24 protein-coding genes and 1 tRNA gene are annotated in these 23,450 nt (G+C 71.0%); 14 read left to right on the top strand and 11 right to left on the bottom strand.

Going from position 1 to position 23,450, the window contains the following annotated elements:
• Positions 1 to 73: 73 nt before the first annotated feature.
• The 8 genes from pepN to ACFQ9V_RS11525 all read left to right on the top strand — a co-directional run bounded on the left by pepN (position 74) and on the right by ACFQ9V_RS11525 (position 9,955).
• Complete coding sequence (gene pepN / locus ACFQ9V_RS11560; protein ID WP_382459298.1) at positions 74 to 2,620, top strand: aminopeptidase N; 2,547 nt, start codon at positions 74 to 76, stop codon at positions 2,618 to 2,620.
• Positions 2,621 to 2,757: 137 nt separating this feature from the next.
• On the top strand, positions 2,758 to 3,669 hold the full coding sequence (locus tag ACFQ9V_RS11555) for an ABC transporter ATP-binding protein (RefSeq protein WP_382459297.1): 912 nt from the start codon (positions 2,758 to 2,760) through the stop codon (positions 3,667 to 3,669).
• Positions 3,666 to 4,508, top strand: coding sequence for an ABC transporter permease subunit (locus ACFQ9V_RS11550; RefSeq protein ID WP_382459296.1), 843 nt, complete (start codon positions 3,666 to 3,668; stop codon positions 4,506 to 4,508). Before ACFQ9V_RS11555 ends, ACFQ9V_RS11550 begins: the two co-directional genes overlap by 4 nt.
• A complete protein-coding gene (locus ACFQ9V_RS11545) occupies positions 4,505 to 5,842 on the top strand; it encodes a sensor histidine kinase (RefSeq protein ID WP_382459295.1) in 1,338 nt (445 codons plus the stop codon). Before ACFQ9V_RS11550 ends, ACFQ9V_RS11545 begins: the two co-directional genes overlap by 4 nt.
• Positions 5,839 to 6,525: a response regulator gene (locus ACFQ9V_RS11540; protein ID WP_382459294.1), complete on the top strand. Its 687-nt coding sequence runs from the start codon at positions 5,839 to 5,841 to the stop codon at positions 6,523 to 6,525. The genes ACFQ9V_RS11545 and ACFQ9V_RS11540 overlap by 4 nt, the downstream gene beginning before the upstream one ends.
• 55 nt (positions 6,526 to 6,580) lie before the next feature.
• Positions 6,581 to 7,855, top strand: coding sequence for a mechanosensitive ion channel domain-containing protein (locus ACFQ9V_RS11535; protein WP_382459293.1), 1,275 nt, complete (start codon positions 6,581 to 6,583; stop codon positions 7,853 to 7,855).
• A 1-nt stretch (position 7,856) separates the two neighbouring features.
• Positions 7,857 to 8,264: a globin gene (locus ACFQ9V_RS11530; protein WP_382459292.1), complete on the top strand. Its 408-nt coding sequence runs from the start codon at positions 7,857 to 7,859 to the stop codon at positions 8,262 to 8,264.
• Between the two features lie 41 nt (positions 8,265 to 8,305).
• On the top strand, positions 8,306 to 9,955 hold the full coding sequence (locus ACFQ9V_RS11525; protein WP_382459291.1) for an FAD-binding dehydrogenase: 1,650 nt from the start codon (positions 8,306 to 8,308) through the stop codon (positions 9,953 to 9,955).
• A gap of 28 nt (positions 9,956 to 9,983) precedes the next feature.
• On the opposite strand, the gene ACFQ9V_RS11520 is transcribed toward ACFQ9V_RS11525, so the two are convergent.
• Positions 9,984 to 10,742 carry a hypothetical protein gene (locus ACFQ9V_RS11520; protein ID WP_382459290.1) on the bottom strand — a complete coding sequence of 253 codons (759 nt, stop codon included), beginning with the start codon at positions 10,740 to 10,742 and terminating at the stop codon, positions 9,984 to 9,986.
• A gap of 39 nt (positions 10,743 to 10,781) precedes the next feature.
• Here ACFQ9V_RS11520 and ACFQ9V_RS11515 point away from each other — a divergent pair, with 39 nt between their 5' ends.
• Positions 10,782 to 11,666, top strand: a complete 885-nt coding sequence (locus tag ACFQ9V_RS11515) for an acyl-CoA thioesterase (protein WP_382459289.1) — start codon at positions 10,782 to 10,784, stop codon at positions 11,664 to 11,666.
• Position 11,667: 1 nt separating this feature from the next.
• Here ACFQ9V_RS11515 and ACFQ9V_RS11510 read toward each other — a convergent pair whose 3' ends face one another.
• Together ACFQ9V_RS11510 and ACFQ9V_RS11505 are read right to left on the bottom strand one after the other, a co-directional pair.
• Positions 11,668 to 12,360 carry an anti-sigma factor family protein gene (locus ACFQ9V_RS11510; RefSeq protein ID WP_382459288.1) on the bottom strand — a complete coding sequence of 231 codons (693 nt, stop codon included), beginning with the start codon at positions 12,358 to 12,360 and terminating at the stop codon, positions 11,668 to 11,670.
• Positions 12,357 to 12,872, bottom strand: a complete 516-nt coding sequence (locus ACFQ9V_RS11505; RefSeq protein ID WP_345839252.1) for a sigma-70 family RNA polymerase sigma factor — start codon at positions 12,870 to 12,872, stop codon at positions 12,357 to 12,359. Before ACFQ9V_RS11505 ends, ACFQ9V_RS11510 begins: the two co-directional genes overlap by 4 nt.
• A 125-nt stretch (positions 12,873 to 12,997) precedes the next feature.
• Between ACFQ9V_RS11505 and ACFQ9V_RS11500 the strand changes: the two genes are divergently transcribed.
• Positions 12,998 to 13,432, top strand: a complete 435-nt coding sequence (locus ACFQ9V_RS11500) for a ubiquinol-cytochrome c reductase iron-sulfur subunit (protein ID WP_382459287.1) — start codon at positions 12,998 to 13,000, stop codon at positions 13,430 to 13,432.
• 104 nt (positions 13,433 to 13,536) lie between these two features.
• On the opposite strand, the gene ACFQ9V_RS11495 is transcribed toward ACFQ9V_RS11500, so the two are convergent.
• The 5 genes from ACFQ9V_RS11495 to msrA form a co-directional block, all read right to left on the bottom strand.
• Positions 13,537 to 14,004, bottom strand: coding sequence for an acyl-CoA thioesterase (locus ACFQ9V_RS11495; protein ID WP_382459286.1), 468 nt, complete (start codon positions 14,002 to 14,004; stop codon positions 13,537 to 13,539).
• Between the two features lie 7 nt (positions 14,005 to 14,011).
• Positions 14,012 to 15,694: an energy-dependent translational throttle protein EttA gene (gene ettA, locus ACFQ9V_RS11490; RefSeq protein ID WP_382459285.1), complete on the bottom strand. Its 1,683-nt coding sequence runs from the start codon at positions 15,692 to 15,694 to the stop codon at positions 14,012 to 14,014.
• A 64-nt stretch (positions 15,695 to 15,758) separates the two neighbouring features.
• Positions 15,759 to 16,271 (bottom strand): DUF6993 domain-containing protein, encoded by a 513-nt coding sequence (locus ACFQ9V_RS11485; RefSeq protein WP_382459284.1) that lies wholly within the window; start codon positions 16,269 to 16,271, stop codon positions 15,759 to 15,761.
• 10 nt (positions 16,272 to 16,281) lie between these two features.
• Complete coding sequence (locus ACFQ9V_RS11480) at positions 16,282 to 16,740, bottom strand: single-stranded DNA-binding protein (protein ID WP_382459283.1); 459 nt, start codon at positions 16,738 to 16,740, stop codon at positions 16,282 to 16,284.
• 137 nt (positions 16,741 to 16,877) lie between these two features.
• The gene (gene msrA / locus ACFQ9V_RS11475; protein ID WP_382459282.1) at positions 16,878 to 17,405 is read right to left on the bottom strand and encodes a peptide-methionine (S)-S-oxide reductase MsrA; all 528 of its coding nucleotides are present in this window, start codon (positions 17,403 to 17,405) and stop codon (positions 16,878 to 16,880) included.
• Between the two features lie 131 nt (positions 17,406 to 17,536).
• Here msrA and ACFQ9V_RS11470 point away from each other — a divergent pair, with 131 nt between their 5' ends.
• Positions 17,537 to 18,325 carry a hypothetical protein gene (locus ACFQ9V_RS11470; RefSeq protein ID WP_382459281.1) on the top strand — a complete coding sequence of 263 codons (789 nt, stop codon included), beginning with the start codon at positions 17,537 to 17,539 and terminating at the stop codon, positions 18,323 to 18,325.
• Positions 18,326 to 18,408: 83 nt separating this feature from the next.
• Here the strand turns inward: ACFQ9V_RS11470 and nadE are convergent, their stop codons facing one another.
• Complete coding sequence (gene nadE / locus ACFQ9V_RS11465) at positions 18,409 to 19,251, bottom strand: ammonia-dependent NAD(+) synthetase (RefSeq protein WP_382459280.1); 843 nt, start codon at positions 19,249 to 19,251, stop codon at positions 18,409 to 18,411.
• Between the two features lie 76 nt (positions 19,252 to 19,327).
• Here nadE and ACFQ9V_RS11460 point away from each other — a divergent pair, with 76 nt between their 5' ends.
• A complete protein-coding gene (locus tag ACFQ9V_RS11460) occupies positions 19,328 to 20,545 on the top strand; it encodes a cation:proton antiporter (protein WP_382459279.1) in 1,218 nt (405 codons plus the stop codon).
• Between the two features lie 8 nt (positions 20,546 to 20,553).
• On the opposite strand, the gene ACFQ9V_RS11455 is transcribed toward ACFQ9V_RS11460, so the two are convergent.
• Positions 20,554 to 21,408 (bottom strand): LysR substrate-binding domain-containing protein, encoded by an 855-nt coding sequence (locus ACFQ9V_RS11455; protein WP_382459278.1) that lies wholly within the window; start codon positions 21,406 to 21,408, stop codon positions 20,554 to 20,556.
• Between the two features lie 195 nt (positions 21,409 to 21,603).
• On the opposite strand from ACFQ9V_RS11455, the gene ACFQ9V_RS11450 reads away from it, so the two are divergent.
• Positions 21,604 to 22,908, top strand: coding sequence for an MFS transporter (locus ACFQ9V_RS11450; RefSeq protein ID WP_382459335.1), 1,305 nt, complete (start codon positions 21,604 to 21,606; stop codon positions 22,906 to 22,908).
• 50 nt (positions 22,909 to 22,958) lie between these two features.
• Positions 22,959 to 23,034, top strand: a tRNA-Arg gene (locus ACFQ9V_RS11445).
• Between the two features lie 82 nt (positions 23,035 to 23,116).
• On the opposite strand, the gene ACFQ9V_RS11440 is transcribed toward ACFQ9V_RS11445, so the two are convergent.
• Positions 23,117 to 23,419 (bottom strand): glutaredoxin family protein, encoded by a 303-nt coding sequence (locus ACFQ9V_RS11440; protein ID WP_382459277.1) that lies wholly within the window; start codon positions 23,417 to 23,419, stop codon positions 23,117 to 23,119.
• Positions 23,420 to 23,450 lie beyond the last annotated feature (31 nt).

The following is a 23,450-nucleotide window of genomic DNA, read 5'->3' as shown; positions in this document are numbered from 1 at the left end:
CCGTCGCCGCGTCAGTAAGGTGGATGCGGTGGACACGATCCACACCCATCCCGCTTTTTCCAAGGAGTCAGCGTTGCCCGGAGAAAACCTCACCCGCATCGAAGCCCAGGAGCGCGCGTCGCTCGTCCGCACCAGCAGCTACGACGTCGTACTCGATCTGACCACCGGCCCGGAGACCTTCCGCAGCACGACGACTGTGCGCTTCTCCGCCACGCCGGGCGCCTCGACCTTCATCGACGCGATCACGCGCACCGTCCGCTCGGTCGTGCTGAACGGCGTCGATCTCGACCCTGCTGCGGTCTCGGACGGCGTGCGCATCCAGCTCGACGGCCTGGCGGCGGAGAACACCCTCGTGGTCGACGCCGACGCGATCTACACCAACACCGGTGAGGGCCTGCACCGCTTCGTCGACCCGGTCGACGGCGAGGTGTACCTCTACTCCCAGTTCGAGGTGCCGGACTCCCGCCGCATGTTCGCGGTGTTCGAGCAGCCCGACCTCAAGGCGGAGTTCACATTCACCGTGACCGCCCCCGCGCACTGGTCGGTCGTGAGCAACTCCCCCACCCCGGAGCCCGTCGAGGCCGCCGAGGGCATCAAGACCTGGTCCTTCGCCGCCACGCCGGTCATCTCCTCCTACATCACCGCGCTCATCGCCGGCCCGTACGAGTCGGTGCACAGCGTGCTGACCAGCCGCGACGGCCGCACCATCCCGCTCGGCGTGTACGCGCGCAAGAGCCTGGCCGGGTTCCTGGACGCCGACTACATCTTCGAGAAGACCCGCGAGGGCTTCGCGTTCTACGAGGAGAAGTTCGACTACGCGTACCCGTTCGAGAAGTACGACCAGCTCTTCGTCCCCGAGTTCAACGCGGGCGCGATGGAGAACGCCGGAGCGGTGACCTTCACCGAGACCTACGTGTTCCGCTCCAAGGTGACCGACGCGATCAAGGAGCGCCGGGTCGTCACGATCCTGCACGAGCTGGCGCACATGTGGTTCGGCGACCTGGTCACGATGAAGTGGTGGAACGACCTCTGGCTGAACGAGTCGTTCGCCGAGTACGCCTCCACCCTCGCCACCGCCGAGGCCACCGAGTGGACCGAGGCCTGGACCACCTTCGCTGCGATGGAGAAGAGCTGGGCGTACCGCCAGGACCAGCTGCCCTCCACGCACCCGATCGTCGCGACGATCAACGACCTGGAGGACGTGCAGGTCAACTTCGACGGCATCACGTACGCGAAGGGCGCCTCGGTGCTCAAGCAGCTCGTCGCGTGGGTCGGCCAGGACGACTTCCTCGCCGGCGTCGCGCAGTACTTCAAGAAGCACGCCCACGGCAACACCGAGCTGACCGACCTCCTGGTCGAGCTGGAGGCCACCAGCGGCCGCGACCTGACCGAGTGGTCGAAGCTGTGGCTGGAGACCGCGGGCGTCAACACCCTCCGCCCGGAGCTCTCCGTGGACCCCGACGGCACGATCACCGCGTTCGCCGTGCTCCAGTCCGCTGCCGCCGACTACCCGACCATCCGCCCGCACCGCCTCGCGGTCGGCTTCTACGACCTGGTGGAGGGCCGCCTGGTCCGCACTTCGCGCGTCGAGCTGGACGTCGACGGCGAGCGGACCGAGGTCGCCGAGCTGGTCGGCCAGAAGCGCCCGGCGCTCATCCTCCTCAACGACGACGACCTCGCGTACGCGAAGATCCGCCTCGACGAGGACTCGCACCGCGTCGCGCTCGAGCACCTGTCCTCGATCGAGAGCCCGCTCGCGCGCTCGCTGGTCTGGGGCGCGGTCTGGGACGCCACCCGCGACGCCGAGACCCCGGCGAGCGACTACGTGCGCCTCGTGCTCGGCAACATCGCGTCGGAGACCGAGTCCACCACGCTGCGCACCACCCTCACGCAGCTCGTGCTCGCCGCCGGCAGCTATGTTGCGCCCGAGCGCCAGAAGCAGACCGGCGAGGAGGCCGCGGCCGCCCTCTGGGAGCTCGCCCAGCAGGCGGAGGCCGGCAGCGACGCCCAGTTCCAGTTCGTCAAGTTCTTCGCGGCACTGGCCTCCACCCCGGAGCAGCTCGCGAACGTCGCCGCCCTGCGCGACGGAACGGTGACCCTCCCGGACCTGACCGTGGACACCGACCTGGCGTGGGAGCTGCTCATCGCGCTCGTCGCCGGCGGGGTCGCGGGCGACGCCGAGGTGGACGCCGCCCTCGCGGCGGACAACACCGCCAACGGCGCCCAGTTCGCGGCCCAGGCGCGCGCGTCCATCCCGTCGCTCGCGGGCAAGCAGGCCGCGTGGGACTCGGTCTTCGGCTCGGACGCACTGCCGAACACGATCGTCCGCTTCACGGGCCTCGGCTTCCAGCGCGCGGCCGACAAGGCCGTTCTGAAGGAGTTCGTCGCGCCGTACTTCGCCGCGCTGCAGGACGTCTGGGCGTCGCGCACGTACAAGATCGCGGAGTACCTCGTCGCGGGCATGTACCCGGCGCCGCTCGCGAACGCCGAGCTGCGGGACGCGACGCGCGCGTGGCTCGACGCGAACCAGGAGCCCGCGGCACTGCGCCGCCTCGTGGTCGAGAACCTGGCGGGCGTCGAGCGGGCGCTCGCGGCGCAGGCGCGGGACGCGCAGGCGTAACGATCCGCTGATTGGAAGGAGGCCCCGGCTCACACGAGCCGGGGCCTCCTTTCATGCCATCGCCCTATCCCCCCCGACACGCAGGTGGTACTCAGGTTCGATGACGGCACCACCTCCGCCGCCCTACTCTCGGAGCCATGATCCAACTCGAACACCTCACCAAGAGGTTCGGCAGCAAGACCGCTGTCGACGACATCTCGGCGACCATCCAGCCGGGCAAAGTCACCGGCTTCCTCGGGCCGAACGGCGCGGGCAAGTCGACCACCATGCGCATGATCATGGGGCTCGACCGGCCGACCCACGGCACCGCGACCATCAATGGCAAGCGGTACGCCGAGCTGCGGTCGCCGCTCGGGGAGGTCGGCGCACTGCTGGACGCCAAGGCCGTTCACACCGGCCGCACCGCCTACAACCACCTGCTGGCGATGGCCGCCACCCACGGCATCTCCAAGCGCCGCGTGCACGAGGTCATCGGCCTCACCGGCCTGGAGTCGGTCGCGGGCAAGCGCGTCGGCGGGTTCTCGCTCGGCATGGGTCAGCGGCTCGGGATCGCCGCCGCCATGCTCGGCGACCCGGCGACGCTCATCCTGGACGAGCCGGTCAACGGGCTCGACCCGGAGGGCGTGCTCTGGGTGCGCCAGTTCGCCCGGCACCTCGCCGGCCAGGGCCGCACGGTCTTCCTCTCCTCGCACCTGATGAGCGAGATGGCGCAGACCGCCGACCACATCATCGTGCTCGGCCGCGGCCGCGTCCTTGCCGACGCACCGGTCGACCAGATCCTCGCCGGCGCCACGCGCAGCGCGGTCCGGGTCCGCACGCCCGAGGTCGAACGGCTCGCCAACGCCATCCAGGGCGGCGACGTCACGATCACCGGCGTGGAGTCCCAGCTCATCGAGGTCACCGGGCTCAGCGCCGCGCAGATCGGCGACGCAGCGGCCGGCGCGGGCATCGCCCTCCACGAACTCACCCCGCTCAGCGCCTCCCTCGAGGAGGCCTACCTCGAACTCACGCAGGACGAGGTCGAATACCACTCGGAGGTCACCTCATGAGCACGGCAACCGCACCCGCCATCGGGTACGCCCACGCCGAGGTCGGCCGGCTGAGCTTCGTGCGCGTGCTGCGCTCGGAGTGGATCAAGCTCCGCTCGCTGCGCTCGACGTTCTGGACGCTGGTCAGCGTCCTCGTGCTGATCGCCGGTCTCTCCGCGCTGCTGTCGGCCGTCGTTCCGAACGCCTCGACGCTCGGCGCGCGTGCTCCGGAGTCGGCGCTCGCGGACTTCACGACCCGCGCGGCGACCGCCGGGCTGACCTTCGCGCCGCTCGTCGTTGCGGTGCTCGGCGTGCTCGCCATCAGCGGCGAGTTCTCGACCGGGATGATCCGCTCGTCGTTCGCCGCGGTGCCGCACCGGTTCCCGGTGCTCGGCGCCAAGGCGATCATGCTCTTCCTCGTCTCGTTCGTCGTCGGTCTGGTGAGCTTCGCGGCCTCCTGGTCGATCGCCGTGCCGCTGCTGACGGCAAAGGGCTACAAGGGCGAGCTGTTCTCGGACACCACGATGTGGTCGATCCTCGGCGCCTCGACCTACCTCGGGCTCGTCGCCGTCTTCGCGCTCGGCGTCGGAGCGATCCTCAAGGCGAGCGCCGGCGGAATCGCGACCTCGCTCGGCGTGCTGTTCCTGCTGCCGATCATCTCGCAGCTCCTGCAGGCGCTGCTGCCCAAGCAGACCTGGATCGCCGACTGGTCGCACTACCTGCTCAGCGCGTCCGGGGCCGGGATGGCCGGGCTGCCGAACGGCACGCAGGAGCCCTGGCAGAACATCCTCACCGTCGTGATCTGGACCGCCGTCTCTTTCATCGCGGGAGCGATCCTGCTGCAGCGACGGGACGCGTGACCTCCACGATCACCTCAGCCGACGCCGCCCCGGCCGACCTCGAACTCCCGAGGCCGCCCGGGGCGGTGCGGCGCTATCTCGGCGCGCACCCGCTGCTGGTGGACGCGATCGTCGCGGGCGTCTACCTGGTGCCGTCGCTCACCGAGGGCATCGTCCACCTGGTGCGGAGCCCGAGCCTGGGCTCCGCGATCCAGCTCCTGCTCGTGGTGGTCGCCGGCGCGGCGCTGTTCGCGCGGCGGCTGCACCCGCGCGCGGTGTTCGGGATCGCGATCGTCGTCCTCGTGGTCAGCGTGTTCCTGGGCCGCAACCTCGACTTCGTGCCTGCGGTGTTCGCGCTCTACGCCCTCGCGGTCTACCGCACGGTGCGCTCGGCGTGGATCGGCTACGGCATCACGGCGGTCGTGACCGTCGCCTCCCTGGCGATCGCGACCATCGTGTCCGAGGTGCCGGACTTCGCCCCGCTCTCGACGGAGGCCGTGCCGTCCGGCTTCGCCGCGCTCGCGTTCTGCATCGTGGCGGTGCTGATCGGCAGCAACGTCGGCAACCGGCGGCGGTACCTGACCGCGCTCATCGACCGCGCCCGCCAGCTCGCCAGGGAGCGCGACCAGCAGGCGGAGATCGCCACCGCGGCCGAGCGCAGCCGCGTGGCGCGGGAGATGCACGACATCGTCTCGCACAGCCTGACGGTCATGATCGCCCTCGCCGACGGCTCCGCCGGCCTCGTCGGAACGGCGCCGGAGCGGTCCGCCGAGACGATGCGGCTGGTCGCCGAGACCGGCCGCGGCGCCCTCGGCGACATGCGCCGCCTGCTCGGGGTGCTGCGCGCGACCGAAGAGGAAGCCGCGGCGCACGCCCCGCAGCCCGGGCTCGCCGACCTGCGCGAACTGGTCGAACGATTCCGGGCGGCCGGCCTCCCGGTGCGGATCACCGTCTCCGGCACGCCGACCACCGACGTCGGGCAGCAGCTCACGGTCTTCCGGGTCGTTCAGGAGGCGCTCACCAACACCCTCCGCCACGCGGCGCTCGCGACGACGGTCGCCGTGACCATCGAGTTCGGCGAGCGGGTGACCCGCATCGTCGTAGAGGACGACGCCACGGTGCACACCGGGTCGGTGCAGGGCTCTGGCAGCGGGCTGCTCGGACTGCGCGAGCGCGTCGCGCTCTACGGTGGGACGCTGGAGGCTGGACCGCGTCGCGGCGGCGGCTGGCGGCTCGTCGCGGAGTTCACGACCGTGCCGGCCTCCACCGATCCGGCCGCCACCGAACCGGCCTCCACCGATCCGGCCCCCTCCGATCCGACCCGCGCCCCCGACCCCACCAGGAGACCCGAATGACCGACCCCGGCCACCCGCAGCCCCTCCGCGTCCTGCTCGTCGACGACCAGGCGCTCGTCCGGCTGGGCTTCCGGATGGTCCTGGAGACCGAGCCCGACCTCCAGGTGGTCGGCGAGGCGGCCGACGGCGTCGAGGCGGTCCGGCTCGCCGTCGAGACCCGGCCCGACGTCATCCTGATGGACGTCCGGATGCCGAACCTCGACGGCATCGAGGCGACCAGGCGCATCGTCGCGGCGAACCCGGACGCGCGCATCATCATCCTCACCACCTTCGACCTGGACGAGTACGCCTTCGGCGGCCTGCGGGCCGGCGCGAGCGGCTTCCTGCTCAAGGACGCGCGGCCGGCCGAGCTCACCGCGGCCATCCGCGCCGTCGCCGCGGGCGACGCCGCGGTCACCGGCCGCGTGACCCGCTCCATGCTGGAGCTGTTCGCCGACCGTCTGCCCGCGAGCGGCGCCGGCGCGACAACGGCCGTCGACCCGACCGCGGTGCTCACGCCGCGCGAGCGCGAGATCCTCCTCGCGATGGCCGACGGCCTGACCAACGGCGAGATCGGCGCGAAGTTCTTCCTCACCGAGTCGACGGTCAAGACCCACGTCGGGCGCGTCCTCGCCAAGCTGCAGCTGCGCGACCGGGTGCAGGCGGTCATCTTCGCCTACGAGAACGGGCTCGTGGAGAGCTGAGCCGCGCAGTGGATTCCAGACGACGCCAAGGGAGCTCTCGATAGGATTCCCTGCGATGAGCATTCTGAAAGCGAACTTCTGGACCTCCCTCGGCGACTGGGCCGTCAGCACAGGATGGACCCTGGTCAACGTCGTCTGCATCATCGCCGGCGCCGTCCTGGTGAGCTGGCTGCTGCGCGTGATCATCCGCCGCGTGGTGAAGCAGATCGTCTCCGGCGTCAAGAAGGGGCAGAGCGTCACCGACACGCAGGCCCTGGTGGCCTCGCCGCTGGCCGCGGTGCGGGTGGTGCAGCGCACCCGGACGCTGGGCTCCGTGCTGAGCAACATCGTCAACGTGACCATCGGGATCATTGCCATCGTGCTGATCTTCGGGGTCGTCGCGCCCGGCGCGGCCAGCTCGCTCGCCCTCCTCACCGCCGCGATCGGCGCCGGCCTCGGTTTCGGCGCCCAGAACATCGTCAAGGACGTCCTCAACGGCCTGTTCATGGTCATGGAGGACCAGCTCGGCGTCGGCGACGTGGTGGACCTCGGCCCCGCGACCGGCGTCGTGGAGGGCGTGGGAATCCGGATCACCCAGGTGCGCGACGTCAACGGCGTGCTCTGGTTCGTCCGCAACGGCGAGATCCTCCGCGTGGGCAACATGTCGCAGGGCTGGTCGCGCGTGATCGTGGACCTCGCGGTGCCGTACGACGCCGACATCGAGACGGTGGAGGCGAAGATGATGGAGGCCGCGACCGCGCTCGCGACGAGCCCCAAATGGCGCTCGCGCATCCTCGACAAGCCGGAGCTGTGGGGGCTGGAGTCGATCTCCGCCGAGGCGATCGTGATCCGGATCGTGCTGAAGACCCGCACGACGGCGAAGGACGACGTCTCGCGCGAGCTCCGGCTCCGCCTCAAGCAGGCCACGGACGAGCTCGGCGTCACGCTGCCGTCGCTCTCCGCCGTGGTGCTGTCCGGCTTCGACGGCGCGGGCAGCGTCGGTGGCGCCAAGCCGCCGCGCACCCGGCCGACGCCTGTCGTGCCCGACCGGCCGCTCACCGGACGCAAGGCGCGGGCTGCTGCGAAGCGCACCGCGACCCGTGGGCCGGATCCCGGAGCCATCCGCATCCGCCCGGCGATCGAGACGAAGCCCGGCACGACGACGGCGAAGCCGCATCCCGAGACCAAGCCCGCCGCCACTGCGAAGCCCGCGTCGACCGCGAAGCCCGCGTCGGCCGCCAAGCCCGCCACCCCTGACGACACCGGTGCGACCCCCACGACGCCCGCCCCGAAACCCCGCACCACGAGACCGCCCGCGGCCGAACAGCCTCCCGCGGAAGAAGCCGAGTGACATGACCACCATCCCCGTCGGCCCTCCCCAGGGGCCGTCCTTCTTCGAGCAGCTCGGCGGCCACGCCACGTTCGTGCGCCTCGTCGACGCCTTCTACCGCGGCGTCGCCGGCGACCCGGTGCTCCGGCCGATGTACCCGGAGGAGGACCTCGGCCCGGCCAAGGAGCGGCTCACCCTCTTCCTGGAGCAGTACTGGGGCGGCCCCACCACCTACAGCGAGCAGCGCGGCCACCCGCGGCTCCGGATGCGGCACAACCCGTTCCGGGTCAACCCGGACGCGCGCGACCGCTGGCTGGCGCACATGCGCGTCGCGGTGGACGAGCTCGCCCTGCCGCCGCTGCTGGACGAGACGCTCTGGAGTTACCTGGAGCGCGCCGCGTTCGCTATGGTCAACACATTCGAGGAATAGCCCGCTCCTCGTCCTCCCGTCGTGCCGAAGGAGACACGCCCATGACGTCTGAACCCGACTGCCTCGTCGTGGGAGCCGGACTCGCCGGACTCGTCGCCGCGTGCGAACTGCTCGACGCCGGGAAGACCGTCACGATCCTCGACCAGGAGCCGGCGGCCTCGCTCGGCGGGCAGGCGTTCTGGTCGTTCGGCGGGTTGTTCCTCATCGACTCCCCCGAGCAGCGCAGGATGGGCGTCTCCGACTCCCTCGCCCTCGCCCGGCAGGACTGGTTCGGCAGCGCCGGCTTCGACCGCGCGGAGGACCACTGGCCGAAGCGCTGGGCCGAGGCGTATCTCCAGTTCGCCGCGGGCGAGAAGCGCGCCTGGCTGCACGAGAAGGGCGTCCGGTTCTTCCCGGTCGTGGGCTGGGCCGAACGTGGCGACGGCACCTCGGGAGGGCACGGCAACTCGGTGCCGCGCTTCCACATCACCTGGGGCACCGGCCCCGGTGTCATCGCGCCGTTCGTCCGGCAGGTGCAGGCCGCCGCGGCGACGGGGAAGGCGCGGCTGCTGCACCGCCATCGCGTGGACGAGCTCATCGTCGAGGACGGCCGGGTGGCCGGGGTCCGCGGCGAGATCCTGAAGCCGGACGCCGCCGCGCGCGGTGCCGCCAGCAACCGGGAGCGGATCGCCGACTTCGAGCTGCGCGCCCCCGCGGTCGTCGTCGCCAGCGGCGGGATCGGCGGCAACCACGACCTGGTCCGCGCGGCCTGGCCGGAGCGGCTCGGCACTCCCCCGGACTTCATGCTCTCCGGGGTGCCCGCGCACGTCGACGGGCGGATGCTCGGCATCGCCGAGGCGGCGGGCGCGCACCTGATCAACGGCGACCGGATGTGGCACTACACCGAGGGCATCCAGAACTGGGACCCTGTCTGGCAGCGGCACGGGATCCGCATCCTGCCCGGGCCGTCGTCGCTCTGGCTGGACGCACGCGGCGAGCGGCTGCCCGCGCCGCTGTTCCCTGGCTTCGACACGCTCGGCACGCTGGAGCACCTCCGCACGACGGGCTCGGACTACTCGTGGTTCATCCTCACCCAGAAGATCATCGAGAAGGAGTTCGCCCTCTCCGGCAGCGAGCAGAACCCCGACCTGACGGGCAAGGACTTCGGCCTGCTCGCCAAGCGCGTCGGTCCCGGCGCGCCGGGGCCGGTGGAGGCGTTCAAGGAGAAGGGCGCCGACTTCGTCGTGGCGGACACCCTGGACGAGCTGCTCGCCGGGATGCAGCGGCTGTCGGAGGTCCCGCTCGACACCGAGCTGGTCACCCGGCACGTGCGCGAGCGCGATCGGCAGCTCGACAACCCGTTCGGCAAGGACCTCCAGCTCGCGGCGGTGCGCGGCGCCCGCGCCTACCGCGGTGACAAACTCATCCGGGTGGCGTCGCCGCATAAGCTGACCGATCCGAAGGCCGGGCCGATGATCGCGGTGAAGCTGCACATCCTCACCCGCAAGAGCCTCGGCGGCATCGAGACGGACCTCGACGGCCGGGTGCTCGACGCCGACGGCACGGTGGTTCCCGGGCTGTACGCGGCGGGCGAGGCGAGCGGCTTCGGCGGCGGAGGCGTCCACGGGTACCGCGCGCTGGAGGGGACGTTCCTCGGCGGCTGCCTGTTCTCCGGGCGGCAGGCCGGGCGGGCGGTGGCGCGGGCGGTCTAGCCGCCCACTGCACCTAACCGCGCTACACCTAGCCGCGCAGGCTCCACGACTGGCGGCGGATGAGCGTGTGCCCGCGTCGCGTGGTCAGGCGCGTCCAGGGTCCGGTCTCCAGGATCGAGACCGGCTCGCCCGCGGCCAGGAAGCCGAGGCTCTCCGCCGCGAACGCCGCCCCCGCCGGGACGTACTCCAACCCGTCGATGGGACGGCCCCACACCTCGGCGCGCACGCGCTGGACGAGCTGCTCGCCCGTCCCTGTCGGCACGGCCTCCGCGACCTCCGCGATGCCGGCGGCCGCAGTCGCCTGCAGGAGTTCGTAGCTCGTCTCCCCGACCGGACGCCAGCCGCCGCGGGGCGGCGAGATGCCCGCCCAGGTGACGGACGGCGCCTCCATCGGCAGCCGCACCTCCAGCGGAGCGCTCTCGACGGCGCCGTCGACCGCTCCGGACTCGTCGCCGTCGCGGCCCTCCTCCTCGACCGCCCCGGTCTCGGAGGCGGCCGCCGCGCTCTCCGCGGCCTCGCGCACGCGCGCGAGCCGGTCGAGCAGCGAGCGGATCGGCACGACGACGTCGAACTCCACGTCGTGCCCGGTCAGGAAGGTGCGCAGCCCGAGCACGGTCGGCGTCTGGTCGAGCAGCCCCCTCGGATAGAGGATGGCGGTGTACACGGCGAGCACGCCCGATCCTGCGATCAGGCGCACCGACCCTTCCTCGACGCGGGCGGCGCGCGACAGGTATGTCTGCAGGTCGGCGGCGGCGAGGGTGTCCTGGAGGGAAAACGACTGGCTCATCTGACCTCTAAGCTACTAGAGACACCGGACGGAGACACTGTGACAGAGCCCCTGGAATCGCTGCTCACCGCACTCGACCTCACCGACACCGGTGCCCGCACCAGCGAGGACATCTTCACAGGGCCGTCCCAGTGGATGCCGCTGGGCCGCGTGTTCGGCGGCCAGGTGCTCGCGCAGTCCATCGTGGCGGCGACCCGAACGGTGTCCGACGACCGCAGCATCCACTCGATGCACGGGTACTTCCTGCGGCCGGGAGATGTCAACTACCCGATCACCTTCTCGGTCGACCGCATCCACGACGGCCGGTCGTTCTCCACCCGCCGTACCCAGGCGTACCAGAACGGCCTGCCGATCCTGTCGATGATCGCGTCCTTCCAGGACGAGGACGAGGGCCTGGAGCACCAGGTCGCGATGCCGCAGGACCTGCCCGACCCCGAGTCGCTGCCGAACTCGGCGGCGACGCTGGAGGAGGTCGAGCACCCCGTCGCGCAGTACTGGGCGAGCCAGCGCCCCTTCGACATGCGGCACGTGCCCTCGCCCATCTACCTGTCGGTGGAGGGCGCGCACGTCGCCCACCAGGCGGTCTGGTTCCGCTCGGTCGGCGACCTCCCGGACGACCCGGCGCTGCACCGCGCAGCGCTCGCGTACGCCAGCGACTACACGATCATGGAGTCGGTCATGCGCCGGCACGGCGTCGCCTGGGCCACCCCCGGCCTCAAAGCGGCGAGCCTCGACCACGCAATGTGGTGGCACCGGCCGGCCCGGGTGGACGAGTGGCTGCTCTACACGCAGGAGTCCCCCAGCGCGAGCGGAGGCCGCGGGCTCGCCCTCGGCCGGATCTTCAGCCGCGACGGCCGCCTCGTGGCCAGCGTGGCGCAGGAGGCGACCATCCGGGTCCCGGACGCGGCGAAGCTGCGCGACTGACCTAGCCGAAAGTGCTGCGCAGCAGCACCGTCCCGTTGGCCGCCGAGCGGATGTCGATGGCGGAGATGTCGGACAGTGGAACGCTCGTCGTCGCCGCCGGCTCGACCACGGTCCCCTCCGCGGCCGTCCAGGTCGAGATCTGCGTCTGGTGGCCGGACCTGTCGGTGACGACCATCGCGTACGTCCAGGTGCGGCCGCCGTCATCGCCGCCGACCTTCGCGTAGGCGCAGCGCGAGTCGATCCGCGTGCCCCACGGCTCCGAGGTGAGGTGGAGGTCGGCGGACAGCGCGCTCGGTTCCACCTGCTCCATCGCGACGCTCGTGCCAGCGGGCGAGCCGGGCTCCAGCGCAGGGACGGCGATCGCGATGGCCCCCACGAGCACGGCCGCCGCCGCAGCGGCGAGACCGCCCACCAGCCAGCGCGACCGCCGCCTGCGCCGCCGAGCGGCGTCCAGCAGCGTCGGGAGCACCTCCGCGCCGAGCCCGGCGTCCTGCGGCGCCTCCTCGTCGAGTAGGGCGAACGCCTGCTCCCTGGGCACCCGGCCGAGCAGCCCGGGCATGCCCGCGAGCTCGGCGACCGCCGCCGAGCAGCGCCCGCACTCGCGCAAGTGCTCCTCGAACTCCTTGCGCTCGGCCGGAGCGAGGGCGCCGAGGACGTACGCGGCGTCCCAGGTGGCGAACTCGTCGTGGTTCATCGCTCCGTCACCCCTCTCTCCTGCAGCGCGAGCCGCATGGCCCGCAGGCCGTAGTGCAGCCGCGACTTGACCGTGCCTTCCGGGATCTCCAGTTCCCGGGAGATCTCGGCGATGGACCTGCCGCCGTAGTACGCGTGGACGATCACCGCGCGGTGCTCGTCGGACAGCTCGGCCAGCGCGTCGGAGACGAGCCACGCGTCGAGGACGGCGTCCGCGCCGTCGTCGAGCGACGACGGCCTCTCTGGGAGGGTGTCGGTGCCGAACTCGTGCTGTGAGTGCGCGCTCCGCTTGTCGTCGATGACGATGTTGCGTGCGACCGTGAACAGCCACGCGCGCGCGGACTGCTGGGTCTGATCGAGGACCGCCGGCTTGCGCCAGGCGCGCAGCAGGGTCTCCTGCACGACGTCGTCGGCCATCGCTCGGTCGCCGGTGAGGTGGACGACGTAACGCCAGACCGCCTGCGCGTGCTGGTCGTGCAGCTCCCGCAGCAGGCGTGCGTCCTCATCCGGCATGGTCACCTCCTGCACTAACCACGGAGACGGTGATGGAAAAGTTCAGAACTCCATGTGTGAACCGAAAGCCGACACCCTCCTGTGCCTAACCTAAGAGAAAGCACTGCCGACCGGGAGGATAAACGATGACCGAATCCGTGCCGCTGACGCGCCGCACCCTCGTTCAGATCGGCGGCGTGTCCGCAGCAGGCGCGGGGGTGCTTCTGCTGGCGGCATGCACGCCGGAGGGCTCTGGCGCGTCGTCGGGCGACGGATCGGGGAACGGCGGCTCGGCCACCGTCGCTCTCTCATCGATCCCGGTCGGCGGCGCTGTCTCCGCACAGCTCGGTTCCACGCCGATCGTCGTCTCGCAGCCCGCGGCCGGCTCGGTCGTCGCCTTCAGCGCGGTGTGCACGCACGCGGGCTGCACCGTGGCGCCGCAGGGCAAGGAGTTCGACTGCCCGTGCCACGGCTCCCGCTTCGACGCGGCGACGGGCGATGTGATCACCGGACCGGCGAGCACGCCGCTGACGAAGCTGACGGCAACCGTCTCCGCCGGCAAAGTCACCATCACCCAGTAGCCTCTCCACCGATCGAGGGGCACGTTGTTGTCACTTCTGGGCTCCAGAAGTGACAACGACGTGCCCCTCGGCGGATGTGGCGGAGGGTGCGAGGGTGGGGCGGGTCAGCGCTTGGTGAATTCGACGGGGGTGTCGAGGTAGGGGGTCCAGGCGGTGCGCTCGCGGTCGTTGATCCGGCGCGGGCGCTGGCTCGCGGCGTCGACCAGCACGATGGTGGTCGCGGCGCGCGAGAACATCGTGCGGGGCTCGACGCCCTCGGGCGTCCAGACCTCGTAGTTGACCTCCAGGCTCGCGCCGCCGAGCCTGCCGAGCCAGAGCTGCACGTCGAGCGGCTGCCGCAGGTACGGGATGGGCGCGACGTACTCGATCTCCTGGCGGGCGATCAGCGTGAGCGTGTCGGCGCCCGGCGTGCCGTCGAGCACGGCCGTGGAGCCGCCGACGGCGTGCTCGTCCGTCGACCAGAACGCCTCGATGCGCGCCTCCTCCAGGAGGCGCAGCATCGCGGCGTTGTTCACGTGGGCGTACGCGTCGAGGTCGCTCCAGCGGAGCTTGATCGGGACGTGCAGTCGCATGCCGGCGTCAGTCGCGCGTCAGCTTGCGGTACGCGGAGCGGTGCGGCTTGGCGGCGTCCGGGCCGAGACGCTCGACCTTGTTCTCCTCGTACGCCTCGAAGTTGCCCTCGAACCAGTACCAGTCGGACGGGTTCTCCTCCGTGCCCTCGTAGGCGAGGATGTGGGTCGCGATGCGGTCGAGGAACCACCGGTCGTGGGTGATGACCACAGCACAGCCGGGGAACTCGAGCAGCGCGTTCTCCAGGCTGGAGAGCGTCTCGACGTCGAGGTCGTTGGTCGGCTCGTCGAGCAGCAGGAGGTTGCCGCCCTGCTTGAGCGTCAGCGCCAGGTTCAGGCGGTTGCGCTCACCGCCGGAGAGCACGCCCGACTTCTTCTGCTGGTCCGGTCCCTTGAACCCGAAGGTGGAGACGTACGCACGCGACGGGACCTCGGTCTTGCCGACCTGGATGTAGTCGAGCCCGTCGGACACGACCTCCCAGACGTTCTTGTTCGGGTCGATGCCGCCACGGGTCTGGTCGACGTACGAGATCTGCACGGTCTCGCCGACCTTCAGGTCGCCGTTGTCGAGGGGCTCCAGCCCGACGATCGTCTTGAACAGGGTCGTCTTGCCGACGCCGTTCGGGCCGATGACGCCGACGATGCCGTTGCGCGGCAGCGTGAAGGTGAGGCCGTCGATGAGGACGCGGTCGCCGAAGCCCTTCTGCAGGTTCTTCGCGTCGATCACGATCTGGCCGAGGCGCGGCCCCGGCGGGATCTGGATCTCCTCGAAGTCGAGCTTCCTGGTGCGCTCGGCCTCGGCCGCCATCTCCTCGTAGCGCGCCAGACGCGCCTTGGACTTGGCCTGCCGGCCCTTGGCGTTGCTGCGCACCCAGTCGAGCTCGTCGGACAGGCGCTTGGCCAGCTTCGCGTCCTTCTTGCCCTGGATCGCGAGCCGCTCGTGCTTCTTCTCGAGGTAGGTCGAGTAGTTGCCCTCGTACGGGTAGAGGTGGCCGCGGTCGACCTCGGCGATCCACTCGGCCACGTGGTCGAGGAAGTACCGGTCGTGGGTGACGGCGAGCACGGCGCCGTGGTACTTGGCGAGGTGCTGCTCCAGCCAGAGAACGCTCTCGGCGTCGAGGTGGTTGGTGGGCTCGTCCAGCAGCAGCAGGTCGGGCTTCTGGAGCAGCAGCTTGCAGAGCGCGACGCGGCGCTTCTCACCACCGGAGAGGGTGTTCACCGGCCAGTCGCTCGGCGGGCAGCGCAGCGCGTCCATCGCCTGCTCGAGCTGGGAGTCGAGGTCCCACGCGTCCGCGGCGTCGATCTGCTCCTGCAGCGTGCCCATCTCGGCGAGCAGCGTGTCGAAGTCGGCGTCGGGGTCGGCCAGCAGCCCGGAGATCTCGTTGAACCGGTCGACCTTGCCCTTGATCTCGCCGACGCCCTCCTGCACGTTCTCCAGGACGGTCTTGGTCTCGTCGAGCACCGGCTCCTGCATGAGGATGCCGACCGTGTATCCGGGAGACAGCTTGGCGTCGCCGTTGGACGGGGTGTCGAGGCCGGCCATGATCTTCAGGATGGTCGACTTACCTGCACCGTTCGGGCCGACGACGCCGATCTTCGCTCCCGGCAGGAACGCCATCGTCACGTCGTCGAGGATCACCTTGTCGCCGACGGCCTTGCGGGCCCTGACCATCGAGTAAATGTATTCGGCCACTCTTGTTCCTGAACTCCCTGTCTTGGACTCGCGGGGTCGAAGCCCTGTACGAGGATACCGGGAACTACCAGTCGATCGGCCGGGTCTGGCCGATCAGGCAGCCTCCGGTCGCGAGGGTGGGGCTGGTGAGGCTGGTGTAGCCGCCGGAGTCCGGCCCGTACTGGCCGATCACGCAGCCGGCTCCGAATTGCACGGAGAACTGGACGGAGGCCGCCTTGAGCCCGATCGTGGTCGTGTCCGGCGTGACCTGCATGTCCGACTTGGTGAACCCGGCCGCGACGAGCGCGTCGATGAAGTCGCGCCCCTGAGCGGCGGGCTTGGCCGCGATCGTCGCCTGGTTGACCTTGTCGAAGTACGGCAGGTTCTGCTCCGCGGTGCCTCCGGGGACGAGCGCCGGCGCTGCGCTCGCGGTCGGCGTGGGCGTGGGCGTCGGCGTGGCCGAGTCGGAGGCCGTGGTGTGCGGCGCCGGGTCGGTCGTCGCCGAGGGATGGGCCCCGGTGCACGCGCTCAGCAGCAGCGCCGCCGCGACGGCCGCACCCGCGAGCAGGACGGCGGCGGGTCGGGCGGGCGCTCTCATGCTGTCCACCCTAGGGCCCTGCGCCTATGGGATCTCCGTGATGTGCGGGCGCCTCCGGGAGCGAGGACAGCGTGATCGACCCGCCCACCCGGGCCGCCGGCAGGGCGATTCCGGCGGTGGAGCGCGTGAACTCGCTGCGGCCCCAGCTCAGATCGTGCCCGATCGCCTCCGCCTCGATCTCCACCGTCACGCCGAGCTGTTCACCCTCCCAATCGCGCACGCACAGCCTCCCGGCCACCACGAGCGGATCGCCGCGCGCGATGCAGGCCGCCACGCTGACGGCGAGCTCGTCGAACGCCGTGACCGTGAACCAGTTGGACTGCGCGTCGGGGAGCTTCGCCCCCGAGCGCCGTCCGCGCCTGCGGTCGTTCGTCACGAGCCGGAAGCTCGTGATCGGCGCGCCCGCCTCCGGTTCGACGTGCCGCGGGCTCGTCGCCACCGTGCCCTGTACCGTCACCGTCTCTGCCATGTCGTCCCCCGTTTCCGCGGCCTCCCGTGAGGCCGTACGACAACGATGGCCGACCCGCGAGCGGCACGGCGGCGAGAACGGAAATCCGTGGAGAACGCGCGAAAACGGTCAGCCTGTGGAGGACGACCCGGCGAAGGTCAGGCCGCGACCACGTACGGCGCGTACGACGCCCGGATCTTGTTCACCTTGGGCAGCGCGACCGCCAGGCAGTAGCCCTGACCGGGGTTCTTGGCGAAGAAGTCCTGGTGGTAGTCCTCTGCGCGGTAGAACGTCCCCAGCGGCTCGATCGTGGTCACGATACCGCCCTCCCAGTACTCGGACGCCCGCTCGCGCGCCGCCTCGAACTGCGCGCGCTGCTCCTCGCCGTCGAAGAACATCGCCGACCGGTACTGCGTTCCGACGTCCGCGCCCTGTCGATCGAGCTGCCGCGGGTCGTGCAGCGTGAAGAAGACGTCGAGGATCACCTCGGCCGGGATGACCTCCGGGTCGAAGGTCACGGCGACGGCCTCGGCGTGCCCGGTCGTGCCGGTGCACACCTCGTCGTAGTCCGGGTCGACGGTGGTGCCCCCGGTGTAGCCGGACACCACATCCTGCACCCCGCGGAGCACGCGGTAGACGGCGTCGAGGCACCAGAAGCACCCGCCGGCGAGGACGAAAGTCTGCATCGGTCCATCCCTTCGATCGGTCCGGCCTCCATTCTGCTACGCCCACGCCGCCCCACGGGCTTCGCGACGAGATGCGCGACACAGCGCCGCCGCTGCGCGGACAGGACGGTCCGCCCCGTTACCATCGCGGCATGCAGTGGTGGAATGACTTCGTCGATTGGCTCAACTCGTCCGACGCGCAGCCCGCGGTCTTCAACGCCGCGGTCCTCGCGATCGCCGTCATCGTCTCCGGTCTGCTCGCCGCGTGGATCGCGCGCGGCGCCCTCCGTGGACTCCTCTCGCGCACCGACCGTCAGCAGAAGGCCAGCGCGATCGCCGCGCTCGTCGACGCGGCGACCGAGGCGTCCGTCTGGAACTCGCTGACCCCGGCAGAGCAGGTGCTCTCCGACCGCGCGGTGGGACAGGCCGACATCCTCGTGCGGCTCCTGCCGATCAAGGGCTCGGGCATCGCCGCGAACTGGGCGGGCCACCAGCTCGCCGAGATGAAGCGCGCGTCCGCGACGTTCGGCTACCAGCTCGACCCGGCCATCGCGGAGTTCCGCGACCGGCTGATCGAGTGGCAGAACAAGCCGGGCCGCGCGCGCCGCATCTTCCAGGGCGACCTGGAGCGCTGGCGCTTCGAGAGCGCTGACCCGAACACCTCCCTGATGGTCCAGCAGGACGCCTGGGTCGCGCAGCAGCACCACGAGCAGTACACGGCGCCTGCGGCCGCTACGGAGGAGACGGTCCCGGCCGCGACCTACGCCGCCCCTGCTGCCAGCGCTCCCGCGGCGCACAGCGACCCCTCGTTCACGTCCGCCAACTACCCCACCACGGGCGGCGCCAACGACGAGACCCCGCTCCCGGTGTCCGCCTTCGCCGCGGCGGGCGACGAGAACGACACCACCCCGAACCCGCGCTTCGGCCAGCCCGTCGGCTGACCTCCGCGCATCCGAGCCCACCACACGCCAAGGGGCGCCGACCACCCGGTCGGCGCCCCTTCCTCGTTCTCGGGAGGCGTCGCTCAGCGGCTGTAGTCGCCGCGCGTCGTCCACCAGTCGTCGAACATGCTCGCGGGCACCCGCCGCTTGTGCTCGGTCGCCAGGTAGCGCGTCTCGATCGCCGACGCGATCTCGTCCGCGACCTCCTGACCTTCAAGGAAGTCGTCGATGTCGCTGTACTGGATGCCGAGGTTGGCCTCGTCGGTCTGGCCGGGGTCGAGGTCGAGGAGGTCGGCGGTCGGCGCCTTCTCGTAGAGGCGCGCCGGCGCCTCCAGGTGCTCCAGCAGCGTGCGGCCCTGGCGCTTGGTGAGGCCGCTGAGCGGGAGCACGTCGGCGCCGCCGTCCCCGTACTTGGTGAAGAAGCCGGTCACGGCCTCCGCCGCGTGGTCGGTGCCGACCACCAGCAGGCGCCGCTGGCCGGCGATGGCGTACTGCGCCACCATCCGCAGGCGCGCCTTCACGTTGCCCTTGTTGAAATCGGTCATCGCTTCGCCGACGGCGTCGCCGAACTCGGCGTCCACGCCGTCCACGCCGCGCTCGATGTTGAACTCGATGGTGCGCTGCGGCCGGATGAAGCTCAGCGCGAGCTGCGCGTCGTCCTCGTCGTGCTGCACGCCGTACGGCAGGCGCGCCGCGATGAACTCGGCATCGACGCCCTCGGAGGCGAGCCGCTCGACAGCGAGCTGGCAGAGCCGGCCGGCGAGGGAGGAGTCCTGCCCTCCGCTGATCCCGAGCACGAACCCGGAGGCCCCTGTCGCCCTCAGGTAGCGCACGAGGAAGTCGACGCGCTTGGCGACCTCCTCCGCGGCGTCGACGCTCGGCGTCACGTTCAGCTCGTCGATGATCCTGGCCTGGAGTTCACGCATGGTGCCACGATACTGGGCGCGGATTTCGTCCGTGTGAACTCCCCGCGCGCCGGGGCCCCGCTCTACCATCGGCCGCATGAACCCGCTCGTCGGAACGATCGTCCTCGTGCCGCTGCTGGCCGTCGTCGCCGCCCTCGTCGCCTCGGTGGTGGGGAGGGTGGCGAAGATCCCGCTCGTGGTGTTCGAGATCCTGCTCGGCATCCTGGTCGGCCCGAGCGTGCTGGGCTGGGTGCCGGCCTCGGACGCGCTGCACGCGGTCGGGCAGTTCGGCCTGGCCTTCCTGTTCTTCATGGCGGGCAACGAGATCGACTTCCACGCGATCCGCGGCCGGCCGCTGCGCCGCGCCTCCCTCGGCTGGGTCGTCTCGCTGGCCGTCGGCGTGCTGCTCGGCGTGCTGCTCGCGCCGAACGCGATCGCCGGCGTCTACGTCGGGATCGCCCTGTGCTCGACCGCGCTCGGGACGCTCATGCCGATGCTGCGCGACGCCGGCGAGCTGCGCACCCCGTTCGGCCTCGCGGTCACGGCCGTCGGCGCGATCGGCGAGTTCGGGCCGCTGCTGGCCATCTCGCTGTTCCTCTCCGGGCGGAGGCCGCTCGCCGCGGCACTGGTGCTGATCGCGTTCGCGGTGATCGCGGCCGGAGCGGTCTGGTTCGCGGCGCGGGGAGGCCACGAGCGGTTCCACGCGCTCGTGCGCGCCACCCTGCACACCAGCGGGCAGTTCGCCGTGCGCGTCGTGGTGCTGGCGATCGCCGCGCTGGTCGGGCTGAGTCTCGCGCTCGGCCTGGACATGCTGCTCGGCGCGTTCGCCGCGGGCGTCGTCGTCCGCGTGCTGCTCTCCGGCGCCGCCGAGGAGGACGCGAAGCTCATCGAGACCAAGCTGGAGGCCGTGGCGTTCGGCGTGCTGGTCCCGGTGTTCTTCATCGAGACCGGGATCACGTTCGACCTGCGCGGGCTCCTCGGCGACCCGCACGCGCTGCTCCTGCTGCCGATCTTCCTGGTGCTGCTGCTCGTCGTGCGCGGGCTCCCCGGCTCGCTCGCGGCCCCGCGCGGCTCGACGTTCGCCGACCGGGCGTCGCTCACGCTGTTCAGCGCGACCGGGCTGCCGATCATCGTCGCCGTGACGAACATCGGGCTGAAAGACCACGACCTGACACCCGGGACCGCGACCGCGCTGGTCGGCGCGGGGATGCTGTCGGTGCTGATCTTCCCGGTCGTGGCGCTGCTGCTGCGGCAGCGGTCGGCGGACGGCGGGGTTCGGCCTCCGGACCCGGATCGCATCCCGGTCGTGGGCTGAGACGCCGATCACGGCACGCGCGTGACCGCCCTGGCGAGGATGGCCGTGGTGAGCGCCTCCACCGGTTCGCGTGCGGCGGACGGGTTCGAGAGCAGCGTGAAGTCCACGTGGCCGAGCTCCGGGAGGCCGAACCGGTTGGTGACCTTGATCAGGTCGGTGGGGATCAGCGACCGCGGGAACACCGCGACCCCGAGGCCCGCGCGCACGGCGGCGAGGACGCCGTTGACCTCGCGGGTGTTGCAGGTGATCCGCCAGGTGCGGCCGGCGGCCTCCAGCGCCTCGATCGTGATCTGACGGCTGAGGCTCGGCCCCTGGTAGGCGATCAGCGGGACCGGCTGGTCGGGTTCCAGCGCCGTCTTCTCCTGCCCGATCCAGACCAGCTCGTCGGTCGCGACCACGGTCCCGTCGGTCGTTCCGGGGTTCTGCTTGATGAAGATGAGGTCGAGGTGGCCGGCCTTCAACCGCCGGTGCAAGGGGGCGGACTGGTCGACGGTGAGCTCCAGGTTGACCTGCGGGTTCTGCTGCCGGAAGTGCCGGAGGATGCGCGGCAGGGTCGTGATCGCGAGGTCGTCCGCCGCGCCGAACCGCAGCCTCCCGCGCATCGCCGACCCGCTGAAGTAGCTGTCCGCCTCGGCGTGGGCGGCGAGGATCGTGCGGGCGAACCCGGCCATCGCGTCGCCGTTGTCGGTCAGGCGCACCTCCCGGGTGTCGCGCGAGACGAGCTGGCGCTTGGCGGCCTGCTCCAGCCTCCGCACGTGCTGGCTGACGGTCGGCTGGCTGATGCCCAGCCGCTGGGCCGCGCGCGTGAACGAGCGCGTGTCCACGACCGCGAGGAACGTGCGCAGGAGGACGGGGTCGAACATCGGTGCTCCGTTCAGCGGTGTCGGTGTCAGGGCTACTATTCGGAAACCCAATGGGAGTTATAGGTTCAATTCGCTGAAAGAATACCGCCGATTCCGTAGCGTAGAAGGAGAACTCGAACAGACCATACGGAACCAGGAACGCAGGAACGACTCGTGGCGAACTCCACCGCAGCAGCAGCCCCTCCCACCGGCCCCATGCCCACCCTCAGCGCACGGCCGCCGTGGCGCGAGACCTTCATCTCGCTGCGCGTGACCAACTACCGCCGCTTCGCCGCAGGCAACCTCGTCGCCAACACCGCCGTCTGGATGCAGCGCATCGCGATGGACTGGCTGGTGCTCCAGCTCTCCGGCAGCGTGGCCGCGGTCGGCGTCACGGTGTTCATGCAGTTCACGCCGATGCTGCTGTTCGGGCTGTGGGGCGGCGTCATCGCCGACCGGTACTCGAAGCAGCGCCTCCTGATCTGCACGCAGTCGGCGGCGGCCATCCTCGCCGCGCTGCTCGCGACCCTGACGCTCACCCACGCCGTGCAGGTCTGGCACGTCTACGCGATCTCGTTCGTGCTCGGCCTCGTCACCGTCGTGGACAACCCGGCGCGCCAGGTCTTCGTCAACGAGCTGGTCGGCCCGAAGTACCTGCGCAACGCGATCAGCCTCAACTCCTCGATCTTCCAGCTCGGCGGCCTCATCGGCCCGGCGCTCGGCGGCATCCTGATCACCGCGGTGGGCGGAGGCTGGTCGTTCGTGATCAACTCGGCCGCCTGCCTCGCCGTGGTCGGCGCGCTGTTCAGCCTCCGCACGAAGGAGCTGCACCACTCCCCCGCGGCGCCGCGCGGCAAGGGCCAGCTCGCCGAGGGGATGCGGTACGTGCGACGCAAGCCGGTCATCTTCTGGACCGTGGTGATGGTCGCGGTGCTGGCGGTCTTCGCCTTCAACATGCCGGTGTTCCTCGCCGCCTACGCCAACAACGTGTACGACGTCGGGGCGCGCGGCTACGGGATGTTCAACGCGCTCGTCGCCGCCGGGGCGCTCGCCGGGGCGCTGGCCTCCACCCGCCGCACGTCGGTGCGCCTCTCGATGGTGGTCGGCACGGCCGCGGCCCTCGGCATCGTGCAGGCCCTCGCGGGGCTGGCGCCGGACCAGGTCGCCTTCAGCGTGCTCCTCGTCGGAATCGGCGTCGGCAACCTGCTCTTCATCACGGCGGCGAACTCGCTGGTGCAGATGTCGTCGAACGTCCAGATCCGCGGCCGGGTCATCTCGCTGTACATCATGGTGCTGCTCGGCGGCCAGGCGATCGGCGGCCCGCTGATGGGCTGGGTGGTGGAGGCCGTCGGCCCGCACATCGCGATGGTCATCTCCGGGCTGGTGCCCGCGGCGGCTGCTGTCGTGGTCGCGTGGATGATCGCGCGGCACGCCAGCCTCCGGTTGCGGTTCGGGCTGCGCGGGCGGCGGCCGGTGATCGCGATCGTGAACCGGGCAGGCAAGGCCGGGGCGACGCTGTAGGGCCGGGCGTCACCGGACGCCCGAGCCGCCTACGGTATCGTGGAGGCCGCGCCCCCGTAGCTCAGCGGATAGAGCAGGAGCCTTCTAATCTCTTGGTCGCAGGTTCGATTCCTGCCGGGGGCACCACACGTCGTCACGTGCCGCGAGGCGGCGCAAAGTGGGCCCGAAACGCGCGAGGCGGCGGAGAATCAGCCGTCTCGCGGGAGCGTCAGAGGGCGTGGGCGGCTGCGACGAGCACTTGGTTGAGGGTGGGGACGCCCTCGGCGCGGAAGACTTCGGCTCCATCGACACCGAGCACGATCACGGTGGGCGTGGAGCGGATGCCGTCCGTCTCCGCCCGGGCGGGGTCGCGGGCGACGTCGCGCTCTGTCACGCGCAGGCCCGGTACGAGGCGCACCGCCTCGGCGAGCACGGCGCGGGTCTGCATGCACGGCTCGCAGAAGGCCGACGTGTACAGAGTGAGGTCGACCTCCCGGGTGACGGGACGGTCAACGGCGGGTGTCGCTTCCACGACGACCAGTGTACGTCCGGCGAATTCCCGG

The sequence above is a fragment of the Leifsonia sp. NPDC056665 genome (assembly GCF_042791795.1).
Taxonomy (GTDB): Bacteria; Actinomycetota; Actinomycetes; order Actinomycetales; family Microbacteriaceae; genus Leifsonia.
The sequence above is the reverse complement of the archived record's forward strand: the minus strand, read 5'-3'. Positions and strand labels throughout refer to the sequence as shown.